Raw genomic sequence first — 13,239 nt, forward strand, 5'->3', positions numbered from 1 at the left:
ATCAGGAAAACATCAGGTTTTCAAAGCGGTCTCCCGCTCTGAAAACCCCGCGCTTACGCCGCTTCGCGCAACGCGCCGACCAGCGACTTGAGATCAGCCGCCTTCGGTTTGATCAGCCAGAACCGGCTGGCGTAGTAGCGGAAATCATCCAGAATCGCCTGGCCCCAGGCGCTGCCGGTTTCCGTGACGTAATCCTCGATCAACTCCAACAGATAATTCCGTTGCGGCTCCATGTTCTCGGTGGCGATGCGGTGGATGTCGATCAATTCATGGTTGTAGCAGTCGACAAAGGCATTGCGCTCATCCAGCACGAAGGCGAAACCGCCAGTCATGCCCGCACCGAAATTCACCCCGGTTTCCCCCAGCACCACCACTACGCCGCCGGTCATGTACTCGCAGCCATGATCGCCTACCCCCTCGACAATCGCCAGCGTCCCGGAGTTGCGCACGGCGAACCGCTCGCCCGCTGTCCCGGCAGCATACAGCGTACCGCCGGTCGCGCCATACAGGCAGGTATTGCCAATAATGGGCGTCTCCTGGCTGGCGAATGCGCTGTCACGCGGTGGGTAAATGACCAGCTTGCCGCCGGCCATGCCCTTGCCGACATAATCATTGGCATCGCCTTCCAGGTAAAGATGCAAGCCGCCGGCGTTCCATACGCCAAAACTCTGTCCCGCTATACCGGTCAACCGTAGCGTGATCGGCGCATTCTCCATCCCCAGGTTGCCATGCCGGCGGGCAATTTCACCGGATAACCGGGCGCCAATGGAACGGTGAATGTTCTTAACCGCATAGTGGAATTCGCCGCCGGTTTTGCTTTTAATCGCGGGCAACGCATCCGCCACCATCTGCTCGGCTAATTCGCCTTTATCAAACGGCTCGTTGCGTGGTTCGATGCAGAATTGCGGATGTTTCAGCAGCAAACCGGCGTCCGACAGCAGCGGTGATAAATCAAGACCCCCCTGTTTACCGCCTTCGCCGGGCAGGATTTCCAACAACTCGGTGCGGCCAATCAGGTCTTCAAACCGACGAATGCCCAGTTCGGCCATAATCTCCCGCGTTTCCTGAGCGACAAAGCGGAAATAGTTCATGACCTTCTCTGCTGTACCCCGGAAGTGGTTCAGCCGCAGCACGTTATTCTGGGTGGCGACTCCGGTGGCGCAGTTGTTGAGATGGCAGATGCGCAAGTACTTGCAGCCCAGCGCCACCATCGGCGCAGTGCCGAACCCGAAACTTTCCGCGCCGAGAATGGCGGCCTTGATCACGTCCAAGCCGGTTTTCAATCCGCCATCGGTTTGCAACCGCACCTTGTCGCGCAGGTGGTTCATGCGCAAAGTCTGATGGGTCTCGCTCAGCCCTAGCTCCCAGGGCGAACCAGCATATTTAACCGAGGTCAGCGGGGAAGCGCCGGTGCCGCCGTCGTAACCGGAAATGGTGATCAAATCGGCATACGCTTTGGCCACGCCGGCGGCGATGGTGCCGACGCCCGCTTCGGCGACCAGCTTCACCGAGACCAGCGCCTGGGGATTAATCTGCTTGAGATCGAAGATCAGTTGCGCTAGGTCTTCAATCGAATAAATATCGTGGTGCGGCGGCGGCGAAATCAGCGCCACGCCGGGTTTGGAATAACGCAACCGGGCAATCGTGGCGTTGACCTTATCGCCGGGGAGCTGTCCGCCCTCGCCGGGTTTGGCGCCCTGGGCGACCTTGATCTGCAACACCTCGGCGTTGACCAGGTAAGCCGGGGTGACGCCAAAGCGCCCGGAAGCGACCTGCTTGATCTTGGACATCTTCTCGGTGCCGTAACGCACCGGGTCCTCGCCGCCCTCGCCAGAGTTGGAGCGTCCGCCCAGGCGGTTCATGGCCACCGCCAGCGCCTCATGCGCTTCCGGGGACAACGCGCCCAGCGACATGCCCGCCGAATCGAAACGCGGCAGAATGTTTTCCAGCGATTCCACGTCGTCCAATGGGATCGGCTGGCCCACTGGTTTCAAGCGGAACCGGTCGCGCAGGGCCGCTGCTGGCCGCTCGTTGACCAAGCGAGCGTATTCCTGATAGTCGGCATAGTCGCCACTGTTCACTGCTTTTTGCAGGGCGTACACCACATCCGGATTGTAGGCGTGGTACTCGCCGCCGTGGATGTATTTCAGCAACCCGCCAGGGTCGATCCCTTGCCGACGCTTCCAGGCCCGCCGCGCAAGTTCGGTTTGCTCGGTTTCCAGATCGGCAAAACGCGCGCCCTGGATGCGGCTGGCGGTGTCCTTGAAACAGAGATTCACCACCTCGTCATGCAGACCAACGATCTCGAACAACTGCGCGCCGCGATAGCTGTTGATAGTGGAAATCCCCATCTTGGAGATGATCTTGTACAGGCCCTTACTGATACCTTTACGGTAATTCTCGACTAGAGTAGGAAAGTCGCGATCCGTGATTTCCCCGGTGCGCGACAGGTCGTTCAGCACGTCATAAGCCAGCCAGGGATGCACCAGCGTTGCGCCGTAGCCGATCAGCACGGCCATTTGATGCGGGTCACGCGCTGTGCCGGTCTCGATCAGCAGGTTCACATCGCAGCGCACGCCGTCCCGCACCAGGCGATGGTGCACGGCTCCGGTCGCCAGCAAGGCGTGAATCGGCACCCGGTCGGGCGCAATGGCGCGATCCGACAGGATCAGCAACACGGCGCCATTTCGCGCCGCCGCTACGGCTTCATCGCAAATCCGCTCAATGGCGGTCTGTAATCCTTCGCCCGCCGGGTAATTCAATTCGATGCGCTGGTGCGGATAGCGGCCGTCAGGATTGGCCAGCAACGCCCGCATCCGGCCCTCGGTCATCACCGGCGAGTTGGCGGTCAGCCGAGGCGCGTAGGCCGGACTTTCCTCGAACAGATTGCATTCAACGCCGAGACAAGTTTCCAGCGACATGACCACCGCTTCGCGCAGGGGATCGATCGGCGGATTGGTGACTTGAGCGAACTGCTGGCGGAAGTAGTCGTACAACGAGCGCGGACGCTCCGACAGCACGGCGAACGGCGTATCATCGCCCATGGAACCGATGGCTTCCTGACCGGCTTCGGCCAGTACGCGCAAGACTTGATCGCGCTCCTCAAACGTCACGCCGAACAGTTTCTGAACAGTATTCAGCATTTCCGGAGTCAGCGACTCCGGCTTCGGCTCATCCTTGTACAGAGAACGCAGGCGTTGAATGTTGCCGCGCAGCCAGCGCCGGTAGGGGTGGCGGCTCTTGAGGTCGTTGTCGATATCGGTCGGGGTTAACAGTTGACCCGTTTCGACATCCACCGCCAACATTTCCCCAGGCCGCATCCGGCCCTTGGCCACGACGTCCTCAGGCGCATAGTCGTAAACGCCGATTTCCGAGGCGATGGTCAGATGGCGATCTTTGGTAATGACATAACGCGCCGGGCGCAGGCCATTGCGATCCAGAACGCAGCCCGCATAACGGCCATCAGTGAGCACGATGCCGGCGGGACCGTCCCAGGGTTCGAGATGCATGGAGTTGAATTCGTAAAAGGCTCGCAAATCCGGGTCCATGTGTTCGACGTTCTGCCAAGCCGGCGGAATCAGCAGGCGCATGGCGCGGAAAATGTCCATGCCGCCCATCACCAGCATTTCCAGCATGTTGTCCAGCGAACTGGAGTCGGAGCCGTGCATATTGACCAAGGGACGGATTTCCGCCATGTCTGGCAGCAGGGGGGAAGAAAACACATGGCTGCGAGCGGCGGTCCAGTTGCGGTTGCCGCAAATGGTGTTGATTTCGCCGTTGTGCGCCAAATAGCGGAAGGGTTGCGCCAGCCACCATTGCGGTAGAGTGTTGGTGGAAAAGCGCTGATGGAACAGACAAATTGAGGACTCCAAGCCGGGGTCGTTGAGGTCTGGGTAGAACACCGGCAAGTTGGCGGGCATGACCAACCCTTTGTAGCTGATCACCCGACCCGACAGGGACAGAACGTAATAAACAGGGTCACGCTGACTGATTTGCACATTGGCGCGGCGGCGGGCGACAAACAGATGCCGCTCGAACGCCTCGGCGGACATGTCGGCAGATGGGTTGACAAAAATCTGCTCGATTTGCGGCAGGGTGTTGCGCGATTCGTCGCCACACGCCTCGGGATTCACCGGAACGGTGCGCCAGCCAGCGACAATCAATCCCTCCTTTTCCAAGTGTGCTTGCAAATCAGCGCGGGCGGCGGCGGCCATGCCGGGATCGCGGTTGAGAAACACCATGCCGACCCCATAATATTCTCCCAGGATAATGCCTGATTCAGCGGCCACCCGGCGCAGGAAGGCATCCGGTTTGCGCATCAGCAACCCACAACCATCACCGGATTTGCCATCGGCGGCGACTGCACCACGATGGGTCAAACGGGCCAGCGAAGCGATGGCGGTTTGCACCAACCAGTGGCTTGGTTGATTATCCATCTGCGCCATCAGGCCGAAACCGCAACTGTCTCGCTCAAATTCAGGCCGATAAAGGCTCTGCGCCGGTAGGAGAGAGGAGGAGGGGGTATGCATCAATCAATCACTCCGCAGTGGTGAGGCAAACATCCAGTCGACTTCCCTGTCCTCTTGAGGGGGCGGGGGTGGGGAAATGACCGGATAATATGCAAACAATGAGCCGGGTCGGCGTTACTAGAATGGATTAGCAAAACCTTCACTGTCGGCAAAGATTACACATTTGAATTATAATTATTTTCTCTGGGGGAAATACTTGTCATTCGCGCGAAGAACTAGCGCTGAAGGTTTAGGTATGATCAACATCAGTGCGCTGGCGGGAAGGTTTGCTTCGTGATGATCGCGCTAGAGCCTACAATGGTTCGTGTTGGCCCGCCCTATCTGCCAAGGGCGGGAGTTTATCACCACCCTCTCACGATTTTGAGGAGAACAACATGATTGAAGTGCAGGGTTCGACCGCGCGCAATCCCGACTTGGACTGGAGCCAGATCCGCGAGACCATTTTGATGCTGGCGCTTTCCGTTGCACAAATCGAAGTATCCATGCGCGACAGCGATGGCTCGGTGGAGGCGCTGAGCAATTCCTTCACTTCGATGGTCGGTCAGGTCAAGATGATTGAAAGAACGGCTGCCTCTCTGCCGGATACGCCAGAGAATGAGGCGGCCAAAACGGCCATGATTGAAAGCTGCTCGACGATCAGTGAGATGATGCGCTCAGCGATTGTCGCCTTTCAGTTCTACGACAAGCTGACTCAGCGTTTGAGTCATGTTACCTCCAGCCTGGGTTCGCTGGCCAACCTGGTTTCCGACGCCAAGCGGCTGTATAACCCGTATGAATGGCTGGGTATGCAGGAAAAAATCAAATCGCGCTATACCATGGAAGAGGAACGCTTGATGTTTGAAGCGGTAATGGAGGGGAAAAGCGTCAAACAGGCACTGGCGATTTACATTGAGGGCATAGAGGAAAAGAAACGTAAGGCTAGCGCCGCCCATGATGACGAGGAAGATATCGAGTTGTTCTAGAAGCAAATCCGATGGGCTAAGAAAATGCTGGATTAACCGGCCCGGCGCTGGGTTAGCCAACGATCCAGGCTATTGGCGAAGGCTTGCTTATCGCGGTCGTGATAAGGCGCTGGGCCACCGGTTATGCTGCCTGCCGACCGCAACTCTTCTTTAAAATTGCGCAAGGCCAGTCGTTCCTGAATATTATCCGCCGTGTACAACTCGCCGCGTGGGTTCAGGGCCGGGATGCCTTGCGCAACCAATCGCGCCGCTAGTGGAATATCGGCGGTGATCACCAGATCGCTAGCGGTAGCGTTTGCAACGATATAGTCATCCGCCGCGTCGAAACCCTGGCTAACCTGCACCACCTTGATCAGCGGTAAAGCGGGTTTTTGCGCTCTTTGATTGGCTACCAGGGTGACAGGTATCCGGACCCGTTGCGAAGCGCGAAATACAATGGCTTTCACCGGCGCCGGACAAGCATCCGCGTCAATCCAGATTTGCATGAGCGTTCGTAAATCATTTCAAATCAGCCCGGCTGACTTTGATTAGGCGATGATGTCTTTCTCAAAAGCGGAACGCGGCTTGTACGGCAAACAGGTTCCAGTATTCGCGCAATTGGCCAAGATCGGGATTTTCCCGGAATGACAACACGAAAGTTCCGTGATGCCGCTGATATTCGGCCCGCACCATCCACTGTCGGTTGATGTCCCAGCGCAGGCCCGCTGTCCAGATCTTGGAGAAGCCGGCAAACGGTGGGAACAGTCCACCAGTCCTGGTTGAGAACCGAACGCCGTCCCGGTCATTCCGGTTAGCAAAACCCTCTTCATAACGCATCAGTAGCTCGATATTTGGCCGGATCCGGTAGGTTCCCTGCAAGTAGTAACCCTCGACAGTAGTTTTAAAATTCGGAAAAAATGGGCCATAATCGCCCCACGCTAAAGGCTCGCGGAGGTACTCGGCGGACAGGGTCCAATCCTCAGTGTCGTATTGGATGGAAGCAATCCAGTAGAAAATATCTGTGGTTCCGGATCTCAGCGGCGAATGCTGACCAGGATCGAATCGCAAGGACAGCATGATACCGCTGAGACCAAACTTGAATCGCTCTCCTGGCGTTGAATACCAGAGCTGGACCAGTCCTGTTTTATTGTCGGTTTGGAATTCGCCATCGTAGTTATTACGAAGGAAAGTCCATCCAACATTGTCGTCGATGACTGGCTGACCACCACCCAAGGTTAGCGATAATGCGCCCTGATCGATGTAAGACTCGCCGTAGAACATTAAACCATCGGTGGAAAGCGCTAGGTTGCGGATTTTGTCGTAATAGATCACTTGAGGAAGAAAAATGCCCGGACGAGTGAAAGGCACATCACGGGTTTCGTTATAAATCCCCAGAGGATTTTTGACGCGCCCGACGCGAACTCCCCAGCGCTGTTCGTTTGAGGACGCCAGTGTGATGTCAGCCAGTCCGTAGTCCAGCTCTGGCGTTCCGTCATACATATCGCCCGCTCGTCGAGCCAGTAATTGACCGGAAAGGAGGATACGCGGATTGATTGGCAGCGAAGCATTCAGTCCAATCTCGGTGAAAGCGAAGGAGGTTTCCGGGCTGTTGCCAAAAAAACGATTATCGCTGGTCCAGATCGCCGCCTGACTGGCAAAGCCATGGACTTGCAGACCATCCCAAATCGATTCGGATCCCTCGGCATGTGCGCTTGTCGGACCGAGCATCGCCAGAAATGCGGTGATGAGTAATAAATGACGCACTTCAACGAACCTCCAGCGTTCGGACCTGAGAATATGCCGGTGCGGATTCCACATAGCCGATGCCCCCGGGCGTAGACGCTACCCGTTTAATCATTTCTTGTTCGGTCGCTACGGTGATGGGCGCTTGTCCGGTTCCAGAAAAGATTTGACGATCCCAAACCTGTCGCAACTGATATGGAAATAGACCGAGAACGTTTTTGGCGAATTGACGATGCAACGGATGATCGTCGGGCAGCACGAACACTTTTACCGGCAGGTTATTTTCCCAGAGCGGCAGCCGCATGGTGAAAAACAAGCGGGCCTCATTCTGACTGATTCGAGCATTGTGCACTGATTCATTGACGATTAACTCCTGAGCAGTGAGTCTCCAGGGCCAAAGCACCAGAACCAGACCGATAAAAGCAGTACTCAGCGGCTTGGCGCTTTGCTGGCGAATAGCGGGCGGCCTCCGCCAATGGTTGCTTTTGCTTGACGAGCTAAAAGAATCCATCCATAAACGACTCGGGTTATCAATGCGCGCAATGAGATATGCAAAAATTAGAACGCATCACTTGAAGTATAATATTGAATCTGCATTCAGTTCCCAGTTTTGCGTAGCAGGATTTGCCGGAACCAGCCACCCGCCAAGGTCGGCTCATTGGATACCATTTCCAATCCCGGCGCGTGGGGCAGGATCTGTTCCAATACTACATTCGTGCGGGTCGCTAGCAAGCCCAATAACGGGCTGATCAATCGCCGGACCGGCGCACGCTGTCCGGGGCGCAGGAATTTGTCGAGGATGAGCGCCCGTCCACCAGGTCGCAACACCCGTGCAGCTTCGACCAGCACTTTTTCCGGATGCGGAGTCACGGCTAGAATTAAATGCAGCACCACCACGTCGAATGCGGCGGTGGGATAAGGTAAAGCGCGCGCGTCACCTTCATCGAGATGAAGGTCCAGCCCCAGGCGGAACGCCTTGCGCCGGGCGCGCGCCAGCATAGCCGGCGTCAAATCCAGTCCGGTATAGCGCGGTCCAACGGGCAGCAACGGCACATCCAGCCCGCTACCGATCCCGATCAGCAGCACTTCGTCATGGGGTCCATCGCGCAACGTGGCCAGGCTGCGTTGCCGCATTCCGGCAGTAAAAGGCGCGACGAAAACATCATAGATTGGGGCAAACACCGTGTAGGTATAACGCAAGGTCACGGCTGCGGCCTAATGCAGGGTGCGCGGGATGGAGAGCACAAACGGCGGAATTTCTGCGTCGAAAGTGGCGCCATCGTCAGCCAACATCTGATAGCTGCCCTGCATACTGCCAACGGAGGTGTCCAATATAGCGCCGCTGGTGTATTGGAAACCTTCGCCAGGACGCAGGTAAGGTTGTTCACCGACCACACCTTCGCCGCGCACCTCCTCAACCTTGCTGTTAGCGTCAGTAATGATCCAATGGCGGCTGAGCAACCGGGCGGCGACATTGCCCTGGTTCTGAATCAACACCGTATAGGCAAAGACATAGCGATCATGCGCCGGATCGGATTGTTCTTCCAGATAGAAAGCCTGTACGGCAACCTTGATGCTGTAATTGGTGTTTTTCTTCTCCATAGGATGCAGGGCTTCCGATAGTTTATGGTGGATATGAGAAAATATTTTTATGAAAGCAGGTCCCGTGCCAGGCGCGGCAAATCACCTTCCAGCCCCATGGCGCGGCGGGCGATCAGGTTCTTCAGCGGGCCTGCGGCGTCGGTCAGGCTGAGACCGAGGTTACGCAGCAGCCCCACTGTGGGCAGCGAATTGCTGAACAGCCGCTTGAAGCCATCCATCACGCCCAGCATCAAAAGATTATCAGCCTTGCGCCAGCGCTCATAGCGACGCAGCACCTTGAGCGCGCCGATCTCCTGACCGGCGGTTAAAGCGTCCAGGATCACTTCGGCCAAAGTCGCCGCATCCAGCAGACCCAGATTGACGCCCTGCCCGGCCAGAGGATGTACAACATGCGCAGCATCGCCAATCAGCGCCAGACCAGGTCTGATGTAGTCGCGGGTGTGCTGGAGGCGCAAAGGAAACGCGCCGCGCCGCCCAACCTCAATGATCTCGCCCAATCGTTGGTCAAACGCTTCCGCCAAAGCCTCAGCGAACGCAGCATCGTCCAGGGTCAGCAGCCTATCCGCCTGTTCCGGCGTTGTAGACCAGACAATCGAGCAACGCCCGTCATGTAACGGCAGAAACGCTAATGGCCCGGTGGGCAGAAAGCGCTGCCAGGCGGTGGCCTGGTGCGGTTTAGCGGTGCGGACGTTGCCCACCACCGCTTTCTGATCATAGCTCCAGCCACGGGTAGCGATGCCGGCCTGTTGCCGGACCTTGGATTGCGCCCCGTCCGCGCCAACCAACAGTTGAGTGGTGAATTCGCGTCCGTCGTCTAACCGCACCCGCCAACCCGGCCCCTTTAGCGGCTCAGCGGTCTTCAGCGCCGTTGGACACAGCAACTCGACCGTTGCTAACTGTCGCACCCGTTCCAGCAGAGTATATTGAATCACCCGATTCTCAATGATCCAGCCCAGCAATGGTTCGCCGATGGTTGCACTGTCGAAATGAATGTGGCCGAAGCCGGTTGCATCCCAGACTCGCATATCGCGGAAGGGGCTGACGCGCCAAGCAGTCATGTCGTCCCAAGCACCTACTGCGGCGAAGATGCGCTGCGAGGCGCGGCTGATAGCGGAGACGCGCAAGTCCGGCTCCGGTTCCGGGCGAATGCAGTCCAGCGGTGCGCCTTCCAGCAGCGCAATGCGCAAGTCCGTTTCACCCAGCGCGCAGGCCAACGCCGAGCCGACCATGCCGCCGCCGGCGATAATGAGATCGTAGTCAATTTTAGTATGACGCATGATGTTCTCTCTCACTCGGACAGCGCTAATCCGCGCGCCAGTTTCGGGACTCGTCCGTCCAGACCCATGGTCTGCCGGGCAAAGCGGCGCTTGAGCGGTGAAACCAGATCAAAAGCCAGCAACCCAAGATTGCGGGCGATGCGCACCGGTGGCAACGGGTTCATAAACAACCGATTCAAGGCGTCAGTGAAGGCGATGGTTTGCCGTTGATCCCAGCGCCGCCAGTCGGCGTAACGATTCAGCACATTCAAATCACCGAGGTCTTCACCCGCATGATGTGCGTCAGCCATTACTTCCGCTAGCGCCGCGACATCGCGGATGCCGAGGTTGAAGCCCTGGCCGGCGATGGGATGCAAAGTATGAGCGGCGTTGCCGATGATAGCGACTCGTTGGCGGGCATGTTCCCGGGACTTGAGCAGGAATAGCGGATAGGCTTGCCGTTGCCCGGTGCGTCGGAAGGGACCCAGCCGGTCGCCGAAACGCTTGTGCAACAGTGCCAAGAAACCAGCGTCATCCAGCGCCATGACTGCCGGCGCGTCGGCATCGCTGACCGTGCAGACCACCGCGCAACGATTCTCGCTCATCGGCAGCAGCGCAATGGGTCCATCGGGGGTGAAACGCTCATAAGCGACATTGCGATGGGGCAAGGCGGGGGTAACATTGGCGATGACCGCCTGCTGACCATAGTCCCAGCGTAAGGCAGCGATGCCCAATTGTTGACGCACCGGCGACTGTGCGCCATCGGCGGCCACCAGCAAGCGGGTCCGCAGCGCCATCGCTCGCTTGTCGCCGCAACGCACTGTAGCGCAAGCCGCTTCCGGTTGAATGTCAACCGTTTCCAGCCGAGCTGGACAAAGCAACTCCACATTCCGCAAGGTGGGCAATTTTGCCAGCAGCGCCGCACCGACCAAGCGCGCCTCGGCCACATAACCCAGCGCCTCCACGCCTTCCTCGCGGCTGTCCAGATGAGCGAAACCGGGTGAGCCGCGTTCGGAAACATGAATCTGGCGGATCGGGGTTACCGCCGCAGCCAGCGTTTCCCACAGCCCCAGGGTCTGAAAAATGCGCCGGGTTCCTTGCGCTAGGGCCAGCGTACGATCATCATAGCTAGGATGCGCGCTGATGGTCAGCGGCGCTGCTTCCACCAGGCCAATGTGCAGATTCAGCCCCTCCAGCGCGCAGGCCAGACTGGCGCCGACCAGGCCGCCGCCAATAATGAGCAAATCATAATTCGGTTCCGTCATGGTCTCTCTCATCCAGTCGCCACACCCCACGAGATTTGATATGCAATCTTCAAAACTTACAATAGAATTTGCGGTGGGTCCCATTGTCAAGATAAAAATTACTGAAGCAGGCGCCATTCCGGCCAACCCCAACTGCTGCATGAAGCGCTGGACCCGATTTCGATTGCCCTTACATCTGCGGTCCCACAGAGATTCGATCATGCGCCGACTGCTAAAGCAGGAATAGCGAGTGTATTCTGCATCGATCAATCGGAGCATCACCGTTTCATTCTCATCCGCTGGGGTGGGACGTTGATGAGCGTAATAGGCGGCCCGACTCACGCCAGCTAAGACACAGGGGTTGGATTACGGATACCAACTCTTCAGGAAAAATCCACACTTGCTGCATCGCAGCAGACTCAGACCGGACTTTTTTCAACCAGTCCAGCTCCACTTGATCTGCCTGCTCTCACGTCCGATTTTCAGAGTTCACTATAGCAGCAATCCCGGTCTCTTTTTTCAGCGTATTGAATCGCAATACATAAAAACTTATTTAATATCAATAATAAAAAAAGAGACATTGCTGCTACTATAGAAAGCTGACCGGCTAAAGCCGGCAGTTTTGAATCTTTAATAAAGAACATAGAGTAGTTGACTATAGCATGGAGACTGTCTAAGATATGTGGTCGTTGATAATCGATTGTAAACTTTTCAATGTTAAATAAAATCAAATAGCATTCTTTTTTTAGGGAGGAGGTCAAGATGAAACTGATACCATTTAGCAAATACTCCAATTGTGGAAACAACTTTGTCATCTTGGATGAAATCTCAAAATCCTATCTCTCAGAGCAGGAAAAGCAATTATTTTCAATCAAGGCAAGAGATGTATTCTTTGGCATTGGTTCAGATGGTTTATTAGTCGTGCAACCCCTTACTCTAGATGTACTAAAAAAAATCAATGAGGCTTTTGAGTATTGGACGACGCTTCCTACCACAGATGGAAGCGGTGATTTTATTTTTAGATTATTTGAATCAAAAGGAATAGAGGCATTCTCCTGTGGTAATGGTCTATTGTGCATTGCCCAGTATCTTTATCAATATCATGGCATAGAAAAGTCTCGAATAATGACTGAAGCGCCTACGGCTCAACCAAAAATTATTAGTATCGGGTTCAATGACAAGAAAAAAAAGAGTTGGTGCAACATAGGTTGGCCACGAAGAGCGCCAAATAATGTTGTTTCACTGAATCGCCTTGAATCTAGTCAGGGAGAATATGGAGAGTTTGATGTCATTAAAGAATTGAAGATCATTTTTCGCAAACACGACCTACACCCCTTTTCCGACTTAACAACCTTATTGTTAGATGGCTATATCACCTATACCGGCGAGCCGCATTTGGTTATTTTTCCCGATAAATGGCTGCCGCCTGAAATTGTTAATACTATGTTTTTCCCTATTGGGGCGGATGGCAAGGAAAAGCGTAGAAACTTTGGTTCTTGGCTAGTTAGTCATATTGGCTCTTCTATCAATAAAAATCATCAGAATATTTTTCCTTCGGGAGTAAATGTCAGTTTTGTTCGTGTTAATAGTGACAGTGAGATTATTCAATATCGATGTTACGAACGGAATATTTACCGTGAGACGCTAGCCTGTGGTACAGGCGCTTTAGCGATCGCTTACATCGTTAAGCAGTTGCAGCTACTCCCCAATGACAAATTGATTTTATTTCCACATCGCTGTAACTGGTATCAGCCAGGTAATCACCAAGAGGTTGAGTTAACAAATGAGGGCTGGATTCTACAAGGTCAACCATTGCGCCTGTTTACTGGACAGTTGTTTTTTAACTCTGAAGGAAGCGATATAGATAATCAACATTCTGTTCCATGGGGAATGCTTAATGAAAAAAGTTATGCCAGAACATAGT

At 55.5% G+C, this 13,239-nt stretch carries 10 protein-coding genes; 2 read left to right on the forward strand and 8 right to left on the reverse strand.

Annotated features, from left to right (window positions below; all coding sequences use genetic code 11):
* Positions 1–53: 53 nt before the first annotated feature.
* On the reverse strand, positions 54–4,529 hold the full coding sequence (gltB, locus tag H6973_08260) for a glutamate synthase large subunit (protein MCP5125615.1): 4,476 nt from the start codon (positions 4,527–4,529) through the stop codon (positions 54–56).
* A 374-nt stretch (positions 4,530–4,903) separates the two neighbouring features.
* Here gltB and H6973_08265 point away from each other — a divergent pair, with 374 nt between their 5' ends.
* Entirely contained in the window at positions 4,904–5,491 is a 588-nt protein-coding gene (locus H6973_08265) for a hypothetical protein (GenBank protein MCP5125616.1), read from the forward strand.
* A gap of 32 nt (positions 5,492–5,523) precedes the next feature.
* Here H6973_08265 and H6973_08270 read toward each other — a convergent pair whose 3' ends face one another.
* The 7 genes from H6973_08270 to ubiH all read right to left on the reverse strand — a co-directional run bounded on the left by H6973_08270 (position 5,524) and on the right by ubiH (position 11,336).
* Positions 5,524–5,976 carry a YaiI/YqxD family protein gene (locus H6973_08270; GenBank protein MCP5125617.1) on the reverse strand — a complete coding sequence of 151 codons (453 nt, stop codon included), beginning with the start codon at positions 5,974–5,976 and terminating at the stop codon, positions 5,524–5,526.
* 61 nt (positions 5,977–6,037) lie between these two features.
* A complete protein-coding gene (locus H6973_08275; protein ID MCP5125618.1) occupies positions 6,038–7,198 on the reverse strand; it encodes a hypothetical protein in 1,161 nt (386 codons plus the stop codon).
* Positions 7,199–7,235: 37 nt separating this feature from the next.
* The gene (locus H6973_08280) at positions 7,236–7,616 is read right to left on the reverse strand and encodes a hypothetical protein (protein ID MCP5125619.1); all 381 of its coding nucleotides are present in this window, start codon (positions 7,614–7,616) and stop codon (positions 7,236–7,238) included.
* Between the two features lie 194 nt (positions 7,617–7,810).
* Entirely contained in the window at positions 7,811–8,419 is a 609-nt protein-coding gene (locus tag H6973_08285; GenBank protein ID MCP5125620.1) for a class I SAM-dependent methyltransferase, read from the reverse strand.
* A gap of 9 nt (positions 8,420–8,428) precedes the next feature.
* Positions 8,429–8,815 carry a Co2+/Mg2+ efflux protein ApaG gene (gene apaG, locus H6973_08290; protein MCP5125621.1) on the reverse strand — a complete coding sequence of 129 codons (387 nt, stop codon included), beginning with the start codon at positions 8,813–8,815 and terminating at the stop codon, positions 8,429–8,431.
* Positions 8,816–8,862: 47 nt separating this feature from the next.
* Positions 8,863–10,092: a UbiH/UbiF/VisC/COQ6 family ubiquinone biosynthesis hydroxylase gene (locus tag H6973_08295; GenBank protein MCP5125622.1), complete on the reverse strand. Its 1,230-nt coding sequence runs from the start codon at positions 10,090–10,092 to the stop codon at positions 8,863–8,865.
* Positions 10,093–10,103: 11 nt separating this feature from the next.
* Complete coding sequence (gene ubiH, locus H6973_08300) at positions 10,104–11,336, reverse strand: 2-octaprenyl-6-methoxyphenyl hydroxylase (protein ID MCP5125623.1); 1,233 nt, start codon at positions 11,334–11,336, stop codon at positions 10,104–10,106.
* A gap of 741 nt (positions 11,337–12,077) precedes the next feature.
* Between ubiH and dapF the strand changes: the two genes are divergently transcribed.
* Entirely contained in the window at positions 12,078–13,238 is a 1,161-nt protein-coding gene (gene dapF / locus H6973_08305; protein MCP5125624.1) for a diaminopimelate epimerase, read from the forward strand.
* Position 13,239: the final 1 nt, after the last annotated feature.

This window comes from Gammaproteobacteria bacterium (assembly GCA_024235095.1).
Classification (GTDB): domain Bacteria; phylum Pseudomonadota; class Gammaproteobacteria; order Competibacterales; family Competibacteraceae; genus UBA2383.